A 22,467-nucleotide genomic window follows, 5' to 3' on the forward strand; every position below is an offset into this window, starting at 1 on the left:
GATAATCGGTCCATGGCTGCAACATCCCGGGGGACGTCCCCCGTACCCCCGGACGTACGTCCGCGGCTGACCGTGCTCTCCGGCCCCTCCGGGGTCGGCAAGAGTACGGTCGTCGCCCATATGCGCTCCGTGCACCCCGAGGTCTGGCTGTCGGTGTCGGCGACGACCCGCAAGCCCCGCCCCGGGGAGCGCAACGGCGTCCACTACTTCTTCGTGGACGACGAGGAGTTCGACAAGCTCATCGCCAACGGTGAGCTGCTGGAGTGGGCCGAGTTCGCGGGCAACCGCTACGGCACGCCGCGCCGGGCGGTGCTCGACCGCCTGGAGGCGGGGGAGCCGGTCCTGCTGGAGATCGACCTCCAGGGCGCCCGGCTGGTCCGTCAGTCGATGGACGACGCGCGCCTGGTCTTCCTGGCCCCTCCGAGCTGGGAGGAGCTGGTCCGCCGGCTCACCGGCCGGGGCACCGAGGCGCCCGAGGTCATCGAGCGCCGACTCGCCGCCGCCCGGGTGGAACTGGCCGCCGAGGCCGAGTTCGATACGACGCTCGTCAACACCTCCGTCGAGGACGTGGCCCGCGAGCTGCTAGCCTTGATGCTTCAGGCTTAGATCTCCGTGATCGTCCAGATCCCCTGATCTTTGATCTACACCCCCTTCGGAAGGCAGAGAGTGTCCTCTTCCATCACCACGCCCGAGGGCATCATCAACCCGCCGATTGATGAGCTCCTCGAGGCCACCGACTCGAAGTACAGCCTGGTCATCTACGCCGCGAAGCGCGCGCGTCAGATCAACGCGTACTACTCGCAGCTCGGTGAGGGTCTCCTCGAGTACGTCGGTCCGCTCGTCGACACCCACGTGCACGAGAAGCCGCTGTCGATCGCGCTCCGCGAGATCAACGCGGGCCTGCTGACCTCGGAGCCCATCGAAGGCCCCGCCCAGTAGGCAAGGACGGCACGCACCTCGTTCCATCTCAGGCCCGGCGGCCCGCCCGCCGGGCCTGAGGTGTGTCCGGGGCCGGGTGAACACGCTCGGTGCGGTGAGGCAGCATGGGGGCACGTTCTTAACGTTGCCGAGTGCGGGGAGACGCAGTGGACAAGCCGAAGGTCGTCCTGGGGGTCAGCGGGGGCATCGCCGCCTACAAGGCGTGCGAGCTGCTGCGTCGGCTGACCGAGTCCGGGCACGATGTACGGGTCGTCCCGACCGCCGCTTCCCTGCACTTCGTCGGTGCCGCCACCTGGTCCGCGCTCTCCGGCCACCCCGTCTCCGACCAGGTCTGGGACGAGGTGCACGAGGTGCCCCACGTGCGGATCGGGCAGGGTGCCGACCTCGTCGTCGTCGCCCCGGCCACCGCCGACATGCTGGCCAAGGCCGCCCACGGGCTCGCCGACGACCTGCTCACCAACACGCTCCTGACCGCCCGCTGTCCGGTGGTCTTCGCCCCCGCGATGCACACGGAGATGTGGGAGCACCCGGCCACCCAGGAGAACGTCGCCACCCTGCGCCGCCGGGGCGCCGTCGTCATCGAGCCCGCCGTCGGGCGGCTCACCGGCGTCGACACCGGCAAGGGCCGGCTGCCCGACCCGGGCGAGATCTTCGAGGTCTGCCGCCGGATGCTGTCGCGCGGGGTCACCGAGCCCGATCTCGCGGGCCGCCATGTGGTGATCAGCGCCGGCGGCACCCGCGAGCCCCTGGACCCGGTGCGCTACCTCGGCAACCGGTCCTCCGGCAAGCAGGGGTACGCGCTGGCGCGTACCGCCGTGGCCCGGGGCGCCCGCGTCACCCTGGTCGAGGCCAACACCCAGCTGCCCGACCCGGCCGGGGCCGACGTCGTGCGGGTGGGGACGGCCGTCCAGCTGCGCGAGGCCGTCCTGAAGGCGGCATCCGGTGCGGACGTCGTGGTGATGGCGGCGGCGGTGGCCGACTTCCGGCCCGCCGCGTACGCTCCCGGCAAGATCAAGAAGACGGAGGGCGAAGAGGCGCCCACCGTCCCCCTGGTCCGCAACCCCGACATCCTCGCCGAGGTCGCCGCCGAGCGGGCCCGCCCCGCCCAGCTCGTGGTGGGCTTCGCCGCCGAGACCGACGACGTCCTCGCCAACGGCCGGGCCAAACTCCGCCGCAAGGGGTGCGACCTGCTCGTGGTCAACGAGGTGGGGGAGCGCAAGACCTTCGGCTCCGAGGAGAACGAGGCGGTCGTCCTCGGGGCGGACGGGACGGAGACCCCGGTGCCCTACGGACCGAAGGAAGCGCTCGCGGACACGGTCTGGGATCTCGTTGCGGCCCGGTTGCGGAAGATGTGACAATCGCCCCCTCCGTCGAGCTGAAAATGGCTCATAACGGGATGTAACTCCCGTCCGGGAGGGTGGATTATCCTTCAGGTGTCCGCCGTGTCACGGGCTGTCGCGCTCCAAGGGGCGAGACGGATGCCCCGCGCGCCGGGCGTGACCGATAAACTGGTCGACGGTGCGTGCCGAGCGCAGCTCTCGGACGTACCGCCCATGATCAGCCAGCAGCCGCTGCAACCCCAGGGAGCGATGTGTCCCGCCGTCTCTTCACCTCGGAATCCGTCACCGAGGGTCATCCCGACAAGATCGCTGACCAGATCAGCGACACGATTCTCGACGCGCTCCTGCGCGAGGACCCCGCCTCGCGCGTCGCCGTCGAGACCTTGATCACCACCGGTCTGGTGCATGTCGCGGGCGAGGTCACGACCAAGGCCTACGCCGACATCCCCAACCTCGTGCGCAACAAGGTGCTGGAGATCGGCTACGACTCCTCCAAGAAGGGCTTCGACGGTGCCTCCTGCGGCGTCTCGGTCTCGATCGGAGCCCAGTCGCCGGACATCGCCCAGGGTGTCGACACCGCGTACGAGAAGCGGGTCGAGGGCGACGAGGACGAGCTCGACAAGCAGGGCGCCGGCGACCAGGGCCTGATGTTCGGGTACGCCTGCGACGAGACCCCGGAGCTGATGCCGCTCCCGATCCACATCGCGCACCGCCTCTCGCGGCGCCTGTCCGAGGTGCGGAAGAACGGGACCATCCCCTACCTCCGCCCCGACGGCAAGACCCAGGTCACCATCGAGTACGACGGTGACAAGGCGGTCCGCCTGGACACCGTGGTCGTCTCCTCGCAGCACGCCAGCGACATCGACCTGGACTCGCTGCTCGCGCCCGACATCCGCGAGTTCGTCGTCGAGCACGTGCTCGCGCAGCTCGTCGAGGACGGCATCAAGCTGGACACCGAGGGCTACCGCCTCCTGGTGAACCCGACCGGCCGCTTCGAGATCGGCGGCCCGATGGGCGACGCCGGCCTCACCGGACGCAAGATCATCATCGACACCTACGGGGGCATGGCCCGCCACGGCGGCGGCGCCTTCTCCGGCAAGGACCCGTCCAAGGTCGACCGCTCGGCGGCGTACGCGATGCGCTGGGTGGCGAAGAACGTGGTGGCCGCCGGTCTCGCCAGCCGCTGCGAGGTCCAGGTCGCGTACGCGATCGGCAAGGCCGAGCCGGTCGGTCTCTTCGTCGAGACCTTCGGCACCGCCGCCATCGACACGGAGAAGATCGAGAACGCGATCGCCGAGGTCTTCGACCTGCGCCCGGCCGCGATCATCCGGGACCTCGACCTGCTCCGCCCGATCTACGCCCAGACCGCCGCGTACGGGCACTTCGGCCGCGAGCTTCCCGACTTCACCTGGGAGCGCACCGACCGCGTGGACGCCCTCCGCGCGGCCGCCGGTCTGTAACGCCGCCGGTCCGCAAGGACCGCAGAGCGTCGCCGACGAGCGACAGCGGGGCCCGGACACCGAACGCGGTGGCCGGGCCCCGCTGCTGTGCCCGGCCGCCGCTCCGCCGTCCGCGCGGGACCGACGCTGTCACTGCCGTCTGGTAGGACTGTGGCTGTGAGCAGCGAGAACGAGCAGTCCGCCGACCCGGGCGCCGGGGCGGCCGAGCCCGGCGCCGGGGCGCCGGAGCAGCTTGCGCTGATCCGGGAGACCGTCCGCCGGGCCAAGGTGCCGCGCGCCAAGCCGCGCACCTGGCGGGGGGCCGCGCTGGCCGAGCGGCTGCCCGTGGCCCGGGTGCTGGTCAACAAGGGGGTCCTGCACCTGGACCAGTTCTTCGACTACGCGGTCCCGGCGGAACTGGACGCCGACGCGCAGCCCGGGGTGCGGGTGCGGGTGCGGTTCGGTGCCGGGCGGCGCAACGTGCAGGGCGGGCGGCGCGAGGGCGGCGGCCTGATCGACGGGTTCATCGTCGAGCGCCGTGCCGAGTCCGACTACCAGGGCGCGCTGGCCGCCCTCGCCTATGTGGTCTCCCCGGAGCCCGTCCTCGGGCCCGAGCTGCTCGCCCTCTCCCGCGCGGTGGCCGACCGGTACGCCGGCAGCCTCGCCGACGTCCTCCAGCTCGCAGTGCCGCCCCGCAACGGCCGCGCCGAGTCCAGACCCTCTCCGGACCCGCTGCCGCCGCCCCCGCCCCCGGATCCGGGCACCTGGGAGCGGTACGGCCAGGGCCCCGCCTTCCTGCGCGCCCTGGCCGAGGGGGGCGCGCCCCGGGCAGTCTGGACGGCCCTGCCCGGCCCGCACTGGCCCGCCGAGATCGGCCGTGCCGTCGCCGCCACGCTCTCCTCGGGGCGCGGCGCGCTCGTCGTCGTCCCGGACGGGCGGGCCGCCGGACGGGTCGACGCCGCCCTGACCGAGGTGCTCGGCGCCGGACGGCACGCCCTGCTCACCGCCGACTCCGGCCCAGAGAAACGCTACCGCCAGTGGCTCGCGGTGCGCCGGGGCTCCGTGCGGGCGGTCGTCGGCACCCGGGCCGCCATGTTCGCCCCCGTCCGGGACCTCGGGCTGGTCGCCGTCTGGGACGACGGGGACGCCAGCCACAGCGACACCAACGCCCCCTTCCCGCACGTCCGCGAGGTCCTGGAGCTGCGGGCCGCCCAGGGCCGGTGCGCCTTCCTGCTCGGCGGGATCGGCTGCACGGTCGAGGCCGCCCAGCTCGTGGAGAGCGGCTGGGCGCTGCCCCTCCTCGCGGACCGGGAGCAACTGCGGCGGGCCGCGCCCCTGATACGTACGGTCGGGGACGGCGAGCTGGCCCGGGACGGCGCCGCCCGCTCCGCCCGGCTGCCCAGCCTCGCCTGGCAGACCGTGCGCGACGGCCTGCGCACCGGTCCGGTCCTGGTCCAGGTGCCCCGCCGCGGGTACGCGCCCCGCCTCGCCTGCGAACGCTGCCGCACCCCCGCCCGCTGCCGCCACTGCGCCGGACCCCTGGAAGCCCCGGACCAGCAGGATCTGAACTGCGCCTGGTGCGGACAGGCCGAGCGCGCCTGGCACTGCGCGGAGTGCGGCTCGAACCGGCTGCGCGCCCGGATCGTCGGCGCCCGCCGCACCGCCGAGGAGCTGGGCCGGGCCTTTCCCGCCGTGCCCGTCCGCACCTCGGGGCGCGACCACATCCTGGACGCGGTGCCCGCCGCCCCCGCCCTGGTCGTCTCCACACCCGGCGCCGAGCCCGTGGCCGAGGGCGGCTATGCGGCGGCGCTCCTTCTGGACGGCTGGGCCATGCTCGGCAGACCCGACCTGCGGGCGGGGGAGGAGGCGCTGCGCCGGTGGACGGCGGCCGGGGCGCTGGTGCGCGGGCAGGACGAAGGCGGCACGGTGGTGATCGTCGCCGAGCCCACGCTGCGGCCGGTGCAGGCCCTGGTCCGCTGGGATCCGGCCGGGTTCGCCCGCCGTGAGCTGGCGGACCGGGCCGAGCTGCGCTTCCCCCCGGTATCCCGGATGGCATCGGTGACCGGCCCCGCCGAGGCCCTGGCGTCCTTCCTCGACACCGCCGCCCTGCCGCCGGAGGCCGAGATCCTGGGCCCGGTCCCGGTCCCGTCCACCGAGCCCGGCCGCCCCCGCCGCCCCTCGGACGCCCCGGTGGGCGAGAGCTGGGAGCGCGTCCTGATCCGGGTGGTGCCAGGGCGCGGGGCGGCGCTCGCGGGCGCCCTGAAGGCGGCCCAGGCGGCGCGGACAGCCAAGGGCGGGGGAGAACAGGTGCGGATCAGGATCGATCCGCCGGACATCGGGTGAGCTGAGGGGCGGCAGGTCCTGCCGTGGGCTCGCGCGGACGGGCCCGCGGCGCGGGTCCGGTCCGCGGCAGCGGCGGAGGAGCGCCCGGCCGGTCGCGCCGGGCGGGGGAGAGGGCCGAGCGGGCGGTACGGAGCCGTGTCGGCCAGGACGCCAGGCAGGGACCGTCCTCGGCTGAAGGGCCCCGCCGGTCCGGGCCGGGAGCGCGGGAAGCGGCCGGTGGCCGAGCCGGCGACGGGCAGGCGGGTCCGGAGCCGTGCCGACCCGAGGCCGGGGGCTCATCCGCCCAGCGGGGGCGTCTCCGGGGTCGGTCACGAGTGCGGGGCGGCGGGCCGGGGAGACCGCCGCTCCGGGGCGTACGTGTCAGGCAGGCCCTGGGGTCAGCCGTTGCGCGGGCCAGGGAAGGCCCCGGGGCGCAGCTCCTCGCGGAGCGGCTGCTGGACCGCCGACGGCTGCGGCGGCATCGAGCGGGCCGCGGGGACCGTGGGCACGGCGGATCCCCCGCCCGGGCCCACGACGACCGGGCGGGGGGCCGTCGTGGCGTCGGCCTTCGTCTCGGCGGCCCCCGACTGCGCGGTGGCCCGGCGCGTGCCGTAACGGCGGTGCACCGCCTGCTTGGTGACCCCCAGCGCCGAGCCCACCGCGTCCCAGGAGAAGCCGAGCGAGCGGTCGAAGTCCACCGCCGCGGTGACCAGGGTCTCGACGCTGTCCCGCAGCTCCTGGGCGAGGCGGACGGTGGGGGCCGGGGCCCTGCCGTAGACGACGAAGCCCGCGGAGGGGCCGGAGCGGCGCGGGCGGTAGACGTTGCCCAGCTGGGCGGTGAGTGTGCGCAGCGCGTCCACCTGCCGCCGGACCCGCTCGATGTCCCGCACCAGGAGATGCAGGCTGGCCCGCGCTTGGGCGTCGTGGGTTGCGTGGTCGGCCATGAAGAAGCCTCTCGAACCGGCGTTGAAAGGGATCGGGCCGCATCGGGGCGACCCGCTTCGGTCAATCTCCTTTGACCAACGCCCGAGCCGGGTATGTGGTCACGCTATCGGGGCGTATGTGCATATGCACGGGGCGTGCGCGGCGCACGTGCGCCCCCTGATCGCGGGGCGGGCGGGAGCGACTGAGCCCCCTGATCACCGGTGCGCTCGCAGCGGGCGAGCGCCCCCGATGGCCGGTGCGCTGACGGTGGTCGAGCCCCCCGATCGCCGGGAAGGCGAAGCGGCCGGCCCCCTGATCGGCAGCGCGCCCACAGCCCCCCGTGCGTCCCTGGGGCCACCCCCTAGACTGGTGTGCTGCTCGTCACCGTACGTCCTGGCCCGCCCGAGAGGCGCAGGAGTCCGAGAAGCCCGAGAGGCAGTCAGCCACCCATGAAGCTCGTCTTCGCCGGCACCCCCGAGGTCGCCGTCCCCGCCCTGGACGCCCTGATCGCCTCCGACCGCCACGAGGTGGCCGCCGTCGTGACCCGCCCCGACGCCCCCGCCGGACGCGGACGCCGACTGGTGGCCAGCCCGGTGGCCGAGCGGGCGGCCGAGGCCGGGATCGAGGTGCTCAAGCCGGTGAAGCCCCGCGACGGGGAGTTCCTCGCCCGGCTGCGCGAGATCGCCCCGGACTGCTGCCCGGTCGTCGCCTACGGGGCCCTGCTGCCCAAGGTGGCCCTGGACGTCCCCGCCCGCGGCTGGGTCAACCTGCACTTCTCGCTGCTGCCCGCCTGGCGCGGTGCCGCACCCGTGCAGCACTCCCTGATGGCCGGCGACGAGGTGACCGGCGCCTCCACCTTCCTCATCGAGGAGGGGCTCGACTCCGGGCCGGTCTACGGGGTCCTCACCGAGGAGATCCGCCCCACCGACACCAGCGGCGACCTGCTCACCCGGCTCGCCTTCGCCGGGGCCGGGCTGCTCGCGGCCACCATGGACGGCATCGAGGACGGCACCCTGCACGCCGTACCCCAGCCCCACGAAGGTGTCACCCTCGCCCCGAAGATCACCGTGGAGGACGCCCAGGTGGACTGGTCGGCTCCCGCCCTGCGCGTCGACCGCGTGGTGCGCGGCTGTACCCCCGCGCCCGGTGCCTGGACCCTGTTCCGGGGCGAGCGGCTCAAGCTCGTCCAGGCCACGCCCGTCCTGGACCGTACCGACCTGGCGCCCGGCGAGCTGTCGGCGGCGAAGAACAACGTGTACGCGGGCACCGGCTCGCACGCCGTCGAGCTGCTCTGGGTCCAGCCGCAGGGCAAGAAGCCGATGAAGGCCGCCGACTGGGCGCGCGGCGTCCGGATCGCCCCCGGCGAGCTGCTGGGCCTCTGAGCCCCGCTCTCCGGCGAGGTGCTCGGCCTCCGAGGCCCGCTTCCGGGTTCCGGGCGCCCGTTCGGGTGCCCGACGGCGGCGACGTACGCTGGGAGGGTTCGTCCCCTCACCCTCAGCGGAGCACCTTCCACGTGAACGACCAGCCGCGTCGCCGTCCCGCCAAGCCCCACCGCCGTCCCAAGAAGGACCCCGTTCGCTTCCTCGCCTTCGAGGCGCTGCGGGCCGTCGACGAGCGGGACGCGTACGCCAACCTCGTGCTGCCGCCGCTGCTGAAGAAGGCCCGCGCCAAGGGCGACTTCGACGGCCGGGACGCGGCGCTGGCGACCGAGCTGGTCTACGGGACGCTGCGCCGCCAGGGCACGTACGACGCGATCGTGGCGGCCTGCATCGACCGGCCGCTCCGCGAGGTCGACCCGCCGGTGCTGGACGTGCTGAACATGGGCGTCCACCAGCTGCTGGGCACCCGCATCCCCACCCACGCGGCCGTCTCCGCCAGCGTGGAGCTGGCCCGGGTGGTACTGGGCGAGGGACGGGCGAAGTTCGTCAACGCGGTGCTGCGCAAGGTATCCGCGCACGACCTGGACGGCTGGGTGGAGAAGGTCGCGCCGCCCTACGACGAGGACGCCGAGGACCACCTCGCGGTCGTCCACTCCCACCCGCGCTGGGTCGTCTCGGCGCTCTGGGACGCGCTCGGCGGCGGCCGGGCCGGGATCGAGGACCTGCTGGAGGCCGACAACGAGCGGCCCGAGGTGACGCTGGTGGCCCGTCCCGGCCGCTCCACCACCGAGGAGCTGGTCGAGGCGCTCGGCGACGAGAACGCGCTGCCGGGCCGCTGGTCCCCGTACGCCGTGCGGATGGCCGAGGGCGGCGAGCCCGGGGCCCTGGCGGCGGTCCAGGAGGGCCGGGCGGGCGTCCAGGACGAGGGCAGCCAGCTCGTGGCCGCGGCGCTGGCGGCCGTCCCCGTGGAGGGCCGGGACACCCGCTGGCTGGACGGCTGCGCGGGCCCCGGAGGCAAGGCCGCCCTGCTCGCCGCCCTCGCCGCCGAGCGGGGCGCCACCCTGCTCGCCGCCGAGAAGCAGCCGCACCGCGCCCGGCTGGTCGAGCGGGCGCTGGCCGGCAACCCGGGTCCGTACCAGGTGGTCACCGCCGACGGCACCCGCCCGCCGTGGCTCCCCGGCACCTTCGACCGCATCCTCATGGACGTGCCGTGCTCCGGCCTGGGCGCGCTCCGCCGCCGCCCCGAGGCCCGCTGGCGGCGCCGAGCGGAGGACCTGGAGGCCTTCTCGCCGCTCCAACGCGCCCTGCTGCGCGAGGCGTTGCAGGCCGTACGGGTCGGGGGCGTCGTCGGCTACGCCACCTGCTCGCCGCACCTCGCGGAGACCCGGGTGGTCGTCGAGGACGTGCTGAAGGGGCGCGGCGGCGAGCCGGTGGAGGCCGAGTGGGTCGATGCCCGTCCGCTGATGCCGGGCGTGCCCGCGCTGGGCGACGGACCCGACGTCCAGCTCTGGCCGCACCTGCACGGGACCGACGCCATGTATCTCGCTCTGCTGCGCAGGACCGGCTGAATACCGCCCTGACAACCGGCCCCTCCCGCCCCCCTCGCATGGCAAAAGAACGGTAAAGCGCTGGCAAAATGCGCAGAATGTGCGAACTGTGAGGGCCGGGTGAGCCTCTGGCGACCGCCGAGGCGAGGAACCGGCGCGGAACATGGCAGGCTTGGGGGCATGGCGCAGATCAACCCCAGCATCCTGTCCGCCGATTTCGCCCGTCTCGCCGAGGAGGCGAAGGCGGTCGAAGGCGCGGACTGGCTCCATGTCGACGTGATGGACAACCACTTCGTGCCCAACCTGACCCTCGGTGTGCCGATCGTCGAGGCGCTGGGCAAGGCCACGGACACCCCGCTGGACTGCCACCTCATGATCGAGGACCCGGACCGCTGGGCCCCGAGTTACGTGGAGGCGGGCGCCGGGTCGGTCACCTTCCACGCCGAGGCCGCCGCGGCGCCGGTGCGCCTGGCGCGGGAGATCCGGGCGAAGGGGGCGCGGGCGTCGATGGCGCTCAAGCCCGCCACGCCCGTCGAGCCGTACGAGGACCTGCTCCCCGAGCTGGACATGCTGCTGATCATGACGGTCGAGCCGGGCTTCGGCGGCCAGGCCTTCCTGGACATCATGCTGCCGAAGATCCGCCGCACCCGGGAGCTGATCAGCAAGCACGGTCTGGAGCTGTGGCTCCAGGTCGACGGCGGGGTCTCCGCCACCACGATCGAGCGGTGCGCCGAGGCGGGCGCCGACGTCTTCGTCGCGGGGTCGGCGGTGTACGGGGCCGAGGACCCGGCGGCGGCGGTGCGGGGTCTGCGGGCGCAGGCGGAGGCGGTCACGGCGGCCGCGCCCTGGGCGTGCGGCCACTGAGCAAAGGGCAGATGAACGCGGCCCGACGGGGCTGATCAAGGATCGCCGGATCTGACAGGATGAAGGCGTATCGGGCGTGTGAACAGCAGTGAGGAGATCGCGGTGTCTGGCATCTCGGCGGGTCGGTCAGCCATGCGGATGGGACCCGCGGAGCTGGTGCAGGCGGCGGCCATGGCCCGCCGGTTCTACCTGGAGGGCAAGTCCAAGATCCAGATCGCCGAGGAGTTCGGCGTCAGCCGCTTCAAGGTGGCCCGGGTCCTGGAGACGGCCCTGGAACGTGATCTCGTACGGATCGAGATCCGGGTGCCGGCCGAGCTGGACGCCGAACGCTCCGACGCGCTCCGGGCCCGCTACGGGCTGCGCCACGCGGTCGTCGTCGAGTCCCCGGCCGAGGAGCAGGACGACGCCCCCGACCCGGAGAACCTGGGCGAGGTCGCGGCCGACCTCCTCGGTGAGCTGGTGGCCGAGGGCGATGTGCTGGGCCTGGCCTGGGGCCGCTCCACCATCCACATGGCGGCGGCGCTCGACCGGCTCCCGCCCTGCACGGTCGTCCAGCTGACCGGGGTGTACGACGCGGGCACCGCCGAGCGCGGCTCGGTCGAGGCGGTCCGCCGGGCCGCCCAGGTCTCCGGCGGCGAGGCCCACCCGATCTACGCCCCGATGCTGCTGCCCGACCCGGCCACGGCCGCGGCCCTGCGCGAGCAGACGGGTATCGCCCGCGCCTTCGAGTACTTCGACAAGGTCACCGTCGCGGCCGTCTCGATCGGCTCCTGGGAGCCGGGTATCTCCACGGTCCACGACATGCTCTCCGACGAGGAGCGCGCCCATTACGCCTCGCTCGGCGTCGCCGCCGAGATGTCCGCGCACCTCTTCGACGCCGACGGCCGCCGGGTCGGGCGCGATCTGGGCGAGCGCTGCATCACGGTGGAGGCGGACCGGCTGCGCCGCATCCCCGAGGTGGTGGCGATCGCGGGCGGTCTGCGCAAGGCGGCCGCGATCGGGGCCGTACTCCGGTCGGGGCTGGTCACCAGCCTGGTGACGGACACCGCCGCCGCCGACTATCTGCTCACCGAGTCGGCCGCCGGGGTGCGCCCGGCGCTGGAGCGGGCGGACCCGGACGGGGAGTGACCCCGGGCGCGCAGCGAAGGAGGCCGGACACCCTTGGAGGTGCCCGGCCTTCTCCCGTAGCGCCGATCGCCTCAGCGCCTCACCCCTGGCGCGGGGCCTCCGCGGCGCACGCCTGGCGCGGGAGCTCCGCCGCGCTCGGTGCGGCCTCCGCGGGGTCGGGTGCGATGCCCAGCACGGTCTCCTCCAGATACTGCTCCGGCTCCTCGTACTGGCCCACGTCGGCCGGGTTGTAGCGCGGGGTCAGGCGCGACCAGTCCAGGTTCCCGCGCATCCAGCTGCGCATCCCCTCCAGATACGGCACCAGCAGCCCGATCAGCTCCGGATACAGCTCCAGCAGTTCGTCCTCGGCGGTCAGGAACCGCTCGGTCTCCAGCGCCAGCCGCTCCGCCACATGGTCCAGCGCCTGCTGCTCGCCGAAGCCCCGGTGGTGGCGGACCAGGTGGACGAGGTTGTGGATCTCGCCGAGCACCTGCTCCTTCTCGAAGGAGTAGACGTCGTTGGCCCAGCACACATGGTTGCAGGCGGCTTCCAGGGCGGTGATGAACCGGGGATCGTTGTGCAGCGACTCCGGGGCCTCGATCCGGGCGACGATCTCTATGAGGTCCATGCAGACGTGGATGGCCCCGGTGTGCCGCCGCTTGGCGATGTACGTCTCCTCGGACGGCACCACGCCCTCGGCGCGGTTGCCCGCCTCCCAGGTGGTGGCCGTCGTGAGGTAGGTGACCAGGTGCCAGGCGAACCGGGTCCGCCAGTGGGGGGCCGCGTCGGGTGTCGTACGTTCCCACAGGTCCATCAGGGCGATCACGGCGGCGGGCAGCTCCTCGCCCGGCAGGGGCGCCGGGGCGCTGCCGTCCACCACGGCCCGCATCCGGTCCACCACGGCGCGCACCAGCTCGGGGGAGCGGCCGAGGTGACCGTCGTCGAGCTGGTCGTCGACGAGGAAGAGCCAGACGAACCAGTCGGCCACCAGATCGAGGTGCTCGGGTTCGGCGGTCGGGTAGACCATGCCGACGAACGCACCGAAATCGGCTTGTTCGAAGCGGCTCATCGCGGACTCGCGGTGCACCAGACCGGTCTGTCTGACCCAGGTGGCCAGATGGCCACGGGTGCGCCCGACGTGCGGGTTGGTCCGCTGGGGGAACGGGCAGTAGATGTCCGGCAGTTCGCTGTCCACAGGCGGATCTGGATCCTCTCCGGTCAAACGGTGTGCCGGGGGCCGCCGATGTGCCGGAGCGGCACCTCGGACACCCCCGAGACCTGCGGCTTTGAAGCTACCTGACCCCTTGTCACCGGGTCCAGGGATGTTGATCACGAATGATTCGGATCCCGTTCGGGTAGAGTCCGTGGGTAAGGCAGGTTCCACTTGCCCGGGACCCCCGGTCACCTCTCAGGAGGCCTCCAGGATCACCTTGGAGGAACAGACGAACGCGGGGGTCTTTTGCTGTGTCTTCGTGGAGACGACCTGCGCCGTTTCGTATGAAAAAATGAGATTTATGCGCTTTCTTGAGCCGGGTACCGGTCGCTACACAGACTCCTCCGTGGTTCCGTACGACCTCACGTACGACGACGTCTTCATGGTTCCGGGCCGCTCCGCAGTCGGCTCCCGCCAGGCCGTGGACCTCTCCTCGCCGGACGGGACCGGTACCACCATCCCGCTCGTGGTCGCGAACATGACCGCCATCGCGGGCCGCCGGATGGCCGAAACCGTCGCCCGCCGCGGCGGGCTCGTCGTCATCCCCCAGGACATCCCGATCGAGGTCGTGACCGACGTCATCACCTGGGTCAAGACGCGCCACCTCGTCCTGGACACCCCGATCGAGCTGGCCCCCGGCCAGACCGTCGCCGACGCGCTCTCCCTGCTGCCCAAGCGGGCGCACGGCGCGGGCGTCGTCGTGGACGGCGACCGCCGCCCGGTCGGCGTCGTCACCGACCACGACCTGACCGGCGTCGACCGCTTCACCCAGCTCTCCGAGGTCATGTCCAAGGACCTGGTCCTGCTGGACGCGGACATCGACCCGCGCGACGCCTTCAACAAGCTCGACGGCGCCAACCGCAAGCTCGCCCCCGCCGTCGACCGGGACGGCCGGCTCGTCGGCATCCTCACCCGCAAGGCCGCCCTGCGCGCGACCCTCTACACCCCCGCCACCGACGACCGCGGCCGCCTGCGCATCGCGGCCGCCGTCGGCATCAACGGCGATGTGGCGGGCAAGGCCAAGCAGCTCCTGGACGCGGGCGTCGACACCCTCGTCGTGGACACCGCCCACGGCCACCAGGAGTCCATGATCGCCGCGGTGAAGGCCGTACGGGCCCTGGACCCGCAGGTCCCGATCGTCGCGGGCAACATCGTCGCCGCCGAGGGCGTGCGCGACCTGATCGAGGCGGGCGCCGACATCATCAAGGTCGGCGTCGGCCCCGGCGCCATGTGCACCACCCGCATGATGACCGGCGTCGGCCGGCCGCAGTTCTCCGCCGTCCTGGAGTGTGCCGCCGAAGCGAAGAAGCACGGCAAGCACGTCTGGGCGGACGGCGGCGTCCGCCACCCGCGCGACGTCGCCATGGCGCTCGCCGCCGGCGCGTCCAACGTGATGATCGGCTCCTGGTTCGCGGGGACGTACGAGTCGCCCGGCGACCTCCAGCAGTCCGCCGACGGCCGCGCCTACAAGGAGTCCTTCGGCATGGCCTCGGCGCGTGCCGTGAAGAACCGCACGTCGGACGAGTCCGCGTACGACCGGGCCCGCAAGGCGCTCTTCGAGGAGGGCATCTCCACCTCGCGGATGTTCCTCGACCCGGCCCGCCCGGGCGTGGAGGACCTGATCGACTCGATCATCGCGGGCGTCCGCTCCTCCTGCACCTACGCCGGTGCGGGCTCCCTGGAGGAGTTCGCCGAGAAGGCCGTCGTCGGCGTCCAGAGCGCCGCCGGCTACGCGGAGGGCAAGCCTCTGCACGCCAGCTGGAGTTGATCCTCCCCCATCCGCAACACCGCTGCCCCTTCCGGTCATTCGCGCCGGAAGGGGCGGCGGTGTCACGGGCCCCGTGCCCGTGCCCCTCCGATGCGGGCCCCCTTTCGCGGTGGCTGGGATCCCGCTTCAACTCTGTTGGAAGCTAAGTAATATGAACCGCAATCAGCTGCCTCCCTCTCTGCGGTAAGGGATCTCATGTCCTTCTTCACTGACCTGGCCCATCAGTACATCGACGGCGAGTGGCGGCCGGGGAAGGGGTCCTGGGACATCATCGACTTCAACCCCTTCGACGGGGAGAAGCTCGCCTCGATCCCCGTGGCCACCGCCGAGGAGGTCGACCAGGCCTACCGCGCGGCCGAGCGCGCCCAGCAGGCGTGGGCCGACACCAACCCCTACGCCCGGCGCACAGTCCTGGAGAAGGCGCTGCGGATCGTCGAGGAGCGCGAGCCGGAGATCTCCGAGGCCATCGTCGCGGAGCTGGGCGGCACCCACCTGAAGGCCGGCTTCGAACTGCACCTGGCCAAGGAGTTCCTGCGCGAGGCCATCCAGCTCGCCCTGCGCCCGGCCGGCCAGATCCTCCCCTCGCCCACCGAGGGCAAGGAGAACCGCGTCTACCGGGTGCCCGTCGGGGTCGTCGGTGTCATCAGCCCCTTCAACTTCCCCTTCCTGCTCTCCCTCAAGTCCGTCGCCCCCGCCCTCGCCCTCGGCAACGCGGTCGTCCTCAAGCCGCACCAGAACACCCCGATCTGCGGCGGCACGCTGCTGGCCAAGGTCTTCGAGGACGCCGGGCTGCCCGCCGGGCTGCTCAACGTCGTCGTCACCGACATCGCGGAGATCGGTGACTCCCTGCTGGAGCACCCCGTACCGCAGGTCATCTCCTTCACCGGCTCCGACAAGGTCGGCCGGCACGTCGCCACCGTCTGCGCCGCCAACCTCAAGCGCGCCGTACTCGAACTCGGCGGCAACAGCGCCCTGATCGTGCTCGACGACGCGGACGTGGAGTACGCCGTCGACGCGGCCGTCTTCAGCCGCTACGTCCACCAGGGCCAGGTCTGCATGGCCGCCAACCGCATCCTGGTCGACCGGGCCGTCGAGGCCGAGTTCACCGAGAAGTTCGTCGCCAAGGTCGCCTCCCTCACCGTCGGGGACCCGGCGGACCCGGCCACCCAGATCGGCCCGCTGATCAACTCCTCGCAGGCCGAGTCCATGTCCCGGCTCGTCGACGAGACGGTCGAGTCCGGCGCCACCGCCCTGCTCCACGGCCGCGCCGACGGCAACCTGGTCAGCCCCTCCGTCCTCACCGACCTGCCCGCCGACTCGCCCGTCCTCCAGCAGGAGATCTTCGGCCCGGTCGCCCTGATCGTCCCCTTCGACGGCGAGGACGAGGCCGTCCGCATCGCCAACGACACCCCGTACGGCCTCAGCGGCGCCGTCCACACCGGCAACATCGAACGCGGGGTCCGGGTCGGTCGGCGCATCCACACCGGCATGATCCACATCAACGACGGCACCGTCCACGACGAGCCCATCGTCCCCTTCGGCGGCGAGAAGAGCTCGGGGCTCGGCCGGCTGAACGGCGAGTCGATGGTGGAGGCCTTCACCACCCAGAAGTGGATCTCCGTCCAGCACGGACGCTCGCAGTTCCCGTTCTGACCCCCGGGACCCGTTCTCGCCCACGGGCCACCCACTGCTGAGCCGAGCACGCCCCCGGCGGCTCGTGGTCTACTGCGGGAGGCGGCACACCCGCCGCCTCCCGCAGCCGGACCCCTCGCAGAGAAGTGAACCGCCCGACGTGCGCCTGAACGACCTCGACGAACGCATCGTCCACGCCCTCGCCGAAGACGCCCGGCGCTCCTACGCCGACATCGGCGCCGTCGTCGGCCTCTCCGCCCCCGCCGTGAAACGCCGCGTCGACCGGCTCCGCGCCGAGGGCGCGATCACCGGCTTCACCGTGCGGGTCGACCCGGCCGCGCTCGGCTGGGAGACCGAGGGGTTCATCGAGATCTACTGCAGCCGCAACACCTCCCCCGACGCGATCAAGCAGGGCCTCGCCCGCTATCCGGAGATCGCCTCGGCCTCCACCGTCACCGGCGAGGCCGACGCGGTGGTCCAGGTCTTCGCCGCCGACATGCGCCACTTCGAGCAGGTGCTGGAGCGGATCGCGGGCGAGCCGTACGTCGAGCGGACCAAGTCCGTCCTGGTCCTCTCACCGCTGCTGCGCCGCTACTCGGCGGAGGCCCCGCCGGCCTGAGACGGGTGGCGCACATCACCCCGCTGACCAGCGGTGATGCCCGACGCAACATTTCGCCGCCACCGGGCTCCGGGGCGCAACGAATCGACCGTCGGTGCGCAACACTCGCGCCTTGTCCGGGCCGAGCGGCGACACGTACCTTCGATACGTCTCCCCACCCCGCCCGCACCGTCCGAGGTCAGCCATGTCTCCGTTGCGTACCGCCCTGCTCCAGAGTTCCGGTCGGCCCGGTGCCGTCGAGGTGAACCTGAAGGTGCTGGACGAGGCCGCCGCACGCGCCGCCGCGGCCGGTGCCCGGCTGCTGGTCGCCCCCGAGCTGTTCCTGACCGGGTACGCCATCGGGGACGCCGTCCCCGAGCTGGCCGAGCCCGTCGACGGCCCCGGTGCCCAGGCCGCCGCCGAGATCGCCGTACGCCATGGACTCGCGGTCCTCTACGGCTACCCGGAGCGCGACGGCGAGCGGATCTTCAACTCCTCCCAGCTGATCGGCCCCGACGGCACACGCCTGGCGAACTACCGCAAGACCCATCTCTTCGGCTGCTTCGAGCAGGAGTGGTTCACCCCGGGCGAGGAGACCGTGGTCCAGGCGGAGCTGGACGGTATCCGGATCGGCCTGCTGATCTGCTACGACGTCGAGTTCCCGGAGAACGTACGGGCGCACGCCCTGGCCGGCACCGATCTGCTGCTGGTGCCCACCGCGCAGATGCACCCCTTCCAGTTCGTCGCCGAATCCGTCATCCCGGTACGGGCCTTCGAGAGCCAGATGTACGTGGCGTACGTCAACCGGACCGGCCCGGAAGGCGAGTTCGAGTTCGTCGGGCTGAGCTGCCTGGCCGGCCCCGACGGCACCGTGCGCACCCGGGCCGGCCGGGCCGAGGAGCTGGTCGTCGGCGAGGTCGACCCGCAGCTCCTGGCCGCCTCCCGCGCCGCCAACCCCTACCTCCACGACCGCCGCCCCGGTCTGTACGGCTCCCTCGGCTGAGCCCACCCCCCCCACCGCTTCCCCCTTCAGTCCTCGCGCAAGGAGTCCGTACCCCATGACGTCCACGGTGCCCAACGCCGTCCAGCACACCGACGCCACCGCCCCGCCGATCACCATGTTCGGGCCGGACTTCCCGTACGCGTACGACGACTTCCTCGCCCACCCGGCCGGCCTCGGCCAGATACCCGCGACCGAGCACGGCCAGGAGGTCGCCGTCATCGGCGGCGGGCTCTCCGGCATCATCGCCGCGTACGAGCTCATGAAGATGGGCCTGAAGCCCGTCGTCTACGAGGCCGACCAGATCGGCGGCCGGCTGCGGACCGTCGGCTTCGACGGCTGCGACCCCTCGCTCACCGCCGAGATGGGCGCCATGCGCTTCCCGCCGTCCTCCACGGCGCTCCAGCACTACATCGACCTGGTCGGCCTGGAGACCCGCGCGTTCCCCAACCCGCTCTCCCCGGCCACCCCCTCCACCGTCGTGGACCTCAAGGGCGAGTCGCACTACGCCGAGACCATCGACGACCTGCCCCAGGTCTACCGCGATGTGGCCGACGCCTGGAGCGCCTGCCTGGAGGAGGGCGCCGACTTCTCCGACATGAACCGGGCGCTGCGCGAGCGCGACGTCCCGCGCATCCGCCAGATCTGGTCGCAGCTCGTCGAGCGGCTCGACAACCAGACCTTCTACGGCTTCCTCTGCGAGTCCGAGGCCTTCAAGTCCTTCCGCCACCGCGAGATCTTCGGCCAGGTCGGCTTCGGCACCGGCGGCTGGGACACCGACTTCCCCAACTCCATCCTGGAGATCCTGCGGGTCGTCTACACCGAGGCCGACGACCACCACCGCGGCATCGTCGGCGGCAGCCAGCAGCTCCCGCTGCGCCTGTGGGACCGCGAGCCGCAGAAGATCGTCCATTGGCCGCAGGGCACCTCGCTCTCCTCCCTGCACGGCGGCGAGCCGCGCGGCGCCGTGACCCGGCTGACCCGTACGGCGGGCAACCGCATCACCGTCACCGACGCGACCGGCGACATCCGCACCTTCCGGGCCGCCGTCTTCACCGGCCAGTCCTGGCTGCTGCTCTCCAAGATCGACTGCGATGACGCGCTCTTCCCGATCGACCACTGGACGGCGATGGAGCGCACCCACTACATGGAGTCGTCCAAGCTCTTCGTCCCCGTCGACCGGCCGTTCTGGCTGGACAAGGACGAGACCACCGGCCGCGACACCATGTCGATGACGCTCACCGACCGGATGACCCGGGGGACCTACCTCCTGGACGACGGCCCGGACAAGCCCGCCGTCATCTGCCTCTCCTACACGTGGTGCGACGACAGCCTGAAGTGGCTGCCGCTCTCCCCCAAGGAGCGCATGGAGGTCATGCTCAAGTCGCTCGGCGAGATCTACCCGAACGTCGACATCCGCAGCCACATCATCGGCAACCCGGTCACCGTCTCCTGGGAGAACGAGCCCTGGTTCATGGGCGCGTTCAAGGCCAACCTGCCCGGCCACTACCGCTACCAGCGGCGGCTGTTCACCCACTTCATGCAGGACCGGCTGCCCGAGGACAAGCGCGGGATCTTCCTCGCCGGGGACGACATCTCCTGGACGGCCGGCTGGGCCGAGGGCGCCGTACAGACCGCCCTGAACGCGGTGTGGGGCGTCATGCACCAGTTCGGCGGGGCCACCGACCCGACCAACCCCGGGCCCGGCGACCTCTACGACCAGCTCGCTCCGGTGGAGCTGCCGGAGGACTGAGACGGGGGCCGTACACGCACGCGGGCGTCAGCGGCTCGGGGTGAGCAGAAAGCGCACCACGAGCCCGGCGCCCGCGTCGCTGCGCTGCCGGAACTCCTCGGCCAGCGCCGGGACTCCGCGCAGCTGCCACAGCACCCGGGCAGTCGACCAGGCTCCCTCACGGGCCCGCTCCAGGCTCCAGGAGCTCACCAGATGGGTCAGCGGGTCCGTGACCCGGAGAAGCTCGGGGTCCGGCATCAGCTCGTCGTGGATCCGCTCCTCCAGCAGCGTGAGGTGGTCACCCACCTGCTCGAACTCCCCTTCCAGCGCCTCCGGTCCGCAGTCGTGCGCACGGCAGGTGTCCACCACGGCCAGGGCCAGGTCGTGCGCGATGTGCGCATGGAGACCGGCGAGCGCGAACTGCACCGGGCGTACGCCGGGGTGGTGACGGTGCCGGAACAGCGGGCGCCAGCACTCCGTCGGCCGGCCACCCGCCTCCGCCGCGTCGAGCGCCGACAGCCACCGCTCCGCGAGCCGCGCCTCCAGGGAGCCGGATCGCCGGTGTCCCGCCTCCGGAACCGCCGACCGGACGGCACGGTCCGAAACCGCCAGCCGTACGTCGTGGAAGACCCCCACCCCGTCACCCGGCGGCCACCGGTGGGGTCGGGAGCGCACTGCCGGTTCCGTGAACTGCTGGGTCTGCGTCATGTGCGGAGCGTCCCAGCCACCGGCTGGGCACGGCACCCACCGGCACAAGGTTCATCGGAACGGACGAACGACGGGGCACGAGAAGGGGTTCCAGGGGCGCCGGGCCCGCGCGCGCAAGGCCGCACCGCCCACCGGGCACGCCGCAGGGCCGCCCTCCGCCACTCCCACGTCCCGCACCTGAGGGCTGTCCCGCCCCCGGGTCATGGCGGAGCGCCGGGCCGCCACCCGGGGGCGGGACCGCCGCCGGACGGGCCCCGGCGCTCGTCCCGTACGCGAGACCCGACCGGAACCGCGGCGGGGCCTCGCGGAGCGGGTCGCCGGAGATCGCGGCGTACGAAGCCCGGGTTCGGGCGTCCACCCAGGAGCCCGGCGGCGTGCCACCGGGCTCTTCGGCGTACGGCTCAGGACTTCACGGGGCGGCCGGGCTTCTCGCCGTCCTCGGACCTCTCGTCGTACGCCGACGTTCCCGCGTCCAGCAGCGGTTCCTGGGCCTTGAGATGGGCCGGGGCGAAGGCGCGCAGCACGTGGTAGCCGGTGATCACGACGAGGGTGCCGAGCGCGATGCCGCCCAGCTCGAAGTTGTCGGTGATCTTCAGGCTGACCCCGCCGACGCCGATGATGATGCCCGCAGCGGCCGGGACCAGGTTGAGCGGGTTGCGCAGGTCCACCCGGCCGTTGAGCCAGATCTGCGCGCCGAGCAGGCCGATCATCCCGTAGAGGATCACGGTGATGCCGCCGAGCACCCCGCCCGGGATCGCCGCCACGACCGCGCCGAACTTGGGGCAGAGGCCGAAGAGCAGGGCGAAGCAGGCCGCGGCCCAGTAGGCGGCCGTGGAGTAGACGCGGGTGGCGGCCATCACGCCGATGTTCTCCGAGTACGTGGTGTTGGGCGGGCCGCCCACAGCCGTGGAGAGCATCGAGGCCGCGCCGTCCGCCGCGATGGCGGTGCCGAGCTTGTCGTCCAGCGGGTCGCCGGTCATCTCACCCACGGCCTTCACATGGCCGGCGTTCTCCGCGACCAGCGCGATCACCACGGGCAGGGCCACCAGGATCGCGGACCACTCGAAGGCCGGGGCGTGGAAGGAGGGCAGCCCGATCCAGTCGGCCTGGCCGACGGCGGAGAGGTCCAGGCGCCAGTGGTCGACGGCCTCCGTACCGCCCGCCGGGGAGTGGATCTTGCCGAGGACCAGGTCCAGCACCCAGGAGAGCAGATAGCCGAAGACCAGACCGAGGAAGATCGCGATCCGGGAGAGGAAGCCGCGCAGGCAGACCACGGCCAGGCCGGTGAAGAGCATCACCAGCAGCGCGGTCCACTGGTCCTGCGGCCAGTACGTCGAGGCGGTCACCGGGGCCAGGTTGAACCCGATCAGCATCACGACGGCGCCCGTCACCACCGGCGGCATCGCCGCGTGGATGATCCGCGCGCCGAACCGCTGCACCGCGAGGCCCACCAGGAGCAGTGCGGCACCGACCACCAGCACCGCACCCGTGACGGTCGCGCTGTCACCGCCGCTCGCCCGGATGGTGGCCGCGACCCCGACGAAGGAGAGCGAGCACCCGAGATAGCTGGGCACCCTGCCCTTGGTGGCGAGCAGGAAGATGGCGGTCGCGACCCCGGACATCATGATCGCGAGGTTCGGGTCGAGCCCCATCAGCACCGGGGCGACGAACGAGGCCCCGAACATCGCCACCACGTGCTGCGCGCCGAGTCCGAACGTACGGGGCCAGGAGAGCCGCTCGTCGGGGCGGACCACCGCCCCGGGCGCGGGGGTCTTCCCGTCGCCGTGCAAGGTCCAGCGCACGCCGAGGCTCATGGTTGCTCCCTGAAGGTCTGCTCGGTGTGCCGGCCGGTCTGCGGTGCCGCGTGACCCGGTGTTCGGTGTTCACCTGCGGAAAAGATCAGCGCCATGGTAGTGGTGCGCCGGGAAGCCCCGCCGTCGGGGCGGCCCCGGCCT

General features: G+C 72.6%; 18 protein-coding genes. 14 read left to right on the forward strand and 4 right to left on the reverse strand.

Features of this window, described 5'->3' with window-relative positions; genetic code table 11:
• The first annotated feature begins 12 nt into the window (after positions 1–12).
• From gmk to AC0682_RS01740, 5 genes are all read left to right on the forward strand, one after another.
• Positions 13–606: a guanylate kinase gene (gmk, locus tag AC0682_RS01720; RefSeq protein ID WP_216327851.1), complete on the forward strand. Its 594-nt coding sequence runs from the start codon at positions 13–15 to the stop codon at positions 604–606.
• A gap of 60 nt (positions 607–666) precedes the next feature.
• Positions 667–939 (forward strand): DNA-directed RNA polymerase subunit omega, encoded by a 273-nt coding sequence (gene rpoZ, locus AC0682_RS01725; protein WP_015607348.1) that lies wholly within the window; start codon positions 667–669, stop codon positions 937–939.
• A 146-nt stretch (positions 940–1,085) separates the two neighbouring features.
• On the forward strand, positions 1,086–2,294 hold the full coding sequence (gene coaBC, locus AC0682_RS01730; RefSeq protein ID WP_478530453.1) for a bifunctional phosphopantothenoylcysteine decarboxylase/phosphopantothenate--cysteine ligase CoaBC: 1,209 nt from the start codon (positions 1,086–1,088) through the stop codon (positions 2,292–2,294).
• Between the two features lie 236 nt (positions 2,295–2,530).
• Entirely contained in the window at positions 2,531–3,739 is a 1,209-nt protein-coding gene (gene metK, locus AC0682_RS01735) for a methionine adenosyltransferase (protein WP_254813009.1), read from the forward strand.
• A 156-nt stretch (positions 3,740–3,895) separates the two neighbouring features.
• Positions 3,896–6,061 (forward strand): primosomal protein N', encoded by a 2,166-nt coding sequence (locus tag AC0682_RS01740; RefSeq protein ID WP_478530454.1) that lies wholly within the window; start codon positions 3,896–3,898, stop codon positions 6,059–6,061.
• Between the two features lie 377 nt (positions 6,062–6,438).
• Here the strand turns inward: AC0682_RS01740 and AC0682_RS01745 are convergent, their stop codons facing one another.
• Positions 6,439–6,984, reverse strand: a complete 546-nt coding sequence (locus AC0682_RS01745; RefSeq protein ID WP_478530455.1) for a hypothetical protein — start codon at positions 6,982–6,984, stop codon at positions 6,439–6,441.
• A gap of 429 nt (positions 6,985–7,413) precedes the next feature.
• On the opposite strand from AC0682_RS01745, the gene fmt reads away from it, so the two are divergent.
• The 4 genes from fmt (at position 7,414) to AC0682_RS01765 (ending at position 11,882) form a co-directional block, all read left to right on the forward strand.
• On the forward strand, positions 7,414–8,346 hold the full coding sequence (fmt, locus tag AC0682_RS01750) for a methionyl-tRNA formyltransferase (protein WP_254813010.1): 933 nt from the start codon (positions 7,414–7,416) through the stop codon (positions 8,344–8,346).
• 131 nt (positions 8,347–8,477) lie between these two features.
• Positions 8,478–9,911, forward strand: coding sequence for an RsmB/NOP family class I SAM-dependent RNA methyltransferase (locus AC0682_RS01755; protein WP_478530456.1), 1,434 nt, complete (start codon positions 8,478–8,480; stop codon positions 9,909–9,911).
• Between the two features lie 159 nt (positions 9,912–10,070).
• Positions 10,071–10,754 (forward strand): ribulose-phosphate 3-epimerase, encoded by a 684-nt coding sequence (rpe, locus tag AC0682_RS01760; protein WP_254813011.1) that lies wholly within the window; start codon positions 10,071–10,073, stop codon positions 10,752–10,754.
• 132 nt (positions 10,755–10,886) lie between these two features.
• Positions 10,887–11,882 (forward strand): sugar-binding transcriptional regulator, encoded by a 996-nt coding sequence (locus AC0682_RS01765; protein WP_018490194.1) that lies wholly within the window; start codon positions 10,887–10,889, stop codon positions 11,880–11,882.
• Positions 11,883–11,961: 79 nt separating this feature from the next.
• On the opposite strand, the gene AC0682_RS01770 is transcribed toward AC0682_RS01765, so the two are convergent.
• Positions 11,962–13,056, reverse strand: coding sequence for a terpene synthase family protein (locus AC0682_RS01770; protein WP_254813012.1), 1,095 nt, complete (start codon positions 13,054–13,056; stop codon positions 11,962–11,964).
• Positions 13,057–13,375: 319 nt separating this feature from the next.
• On the opposite strand from AC0682_RS01770, the gene AC0682_RS01775 reads away from it, so the two are divergent.
• The 5 genes from AC0682_RS01775 (at position 13,376) to AC0682_RS01795 (ending at position 19,825) form a co-directional block, all read left to right on the forward strand.
• Complete coding sequence (locus AC0682_RS01775) at positions 13,376–14,842, forward strand: GuaB1 family IMP dehydrogenase-related protein (protein ID WP_478530457.1); 1,467 nt, start codon at positions 13,376–13,378, stop codon at positions 14,840–14,842.
• 195 nt (positions 14,843–15,037) lie between these two features.
• Positions 15,038–16,495, forward strand: coding sequence for an aldehyde dehydrogenase family protein (locus tag AC0682_RS01780; protein ID WP_254813014.1), 1,458 nt, complete (start codon positions 15,038–15,040; stop codon positions 16,493–16,495).
• A 139-nt stretch (positions 16,496–16,634) separates the two neighbouring features.
• On the forward strand, positions 16,635–17,093 hold the full coding sequence (locus AC0682_RS01785; RefSeq protein WP_018490190.1) for an Lrp/AsnC family transcriptional regulator: 459 nt from the start codon (positions 16,635–16,637) through the stop codon (positions 17,091–17,093).
• A gap of 184 nt (positions 17,094–17,277) precedes the next feature.
• Positions 17,278–18,075: a carbon-nitrogen hydrolase family protein gene (locus AC0682_RS01790; RefSeq protein ID WP_254813015.1), complete on the forward strand. Its 798-nt coding sequence runs from the start codon at positions 17,278–17,280 to the stop codon at positions 18,073–18,075.
• Between the two features lie 55 nt (positions 18,076–18,130).
• Entirely contained in the window at positions 18,131–19,825 is a 1,695-nt protein-coding gene (locus AC0682_RS01795; RefSeq protein WP_478530458.1) for a flavin monoamine oxidase family protein, read from the forward strand.
• 27 nt (positions 19,826–19,852) lie between these two features.
• On the opposite strand, the gene AC0682_RS01800 is transcribed toward AC0682_RS01795, so the two are convergent.
• Entirely contained in the window at positions 19,853–20,512 is a 660-nt protein-coding gene (locus tag AC0682_RS01800) for a DUF5995 family protein (RefSeq protein ID WP_478530459.1), read from the reverse strand.
• A gap of 401 nt (positions 20,513–20,913) precedes the next feature.
• Entirely contained in the window at positions 20,914–22,326 is a 1,413-nt protein-coding gene (locus AC0682_RS01805; protein WP_478530460.1) for a uracil-xanthine permease family protein, read from the reverse strand.
• Positions 22,327–22,467 lie beyond the last annotated feature (141 nt).

The organism is Streptomyces sp. NPDC043746 (assembly GCF_056436485.1).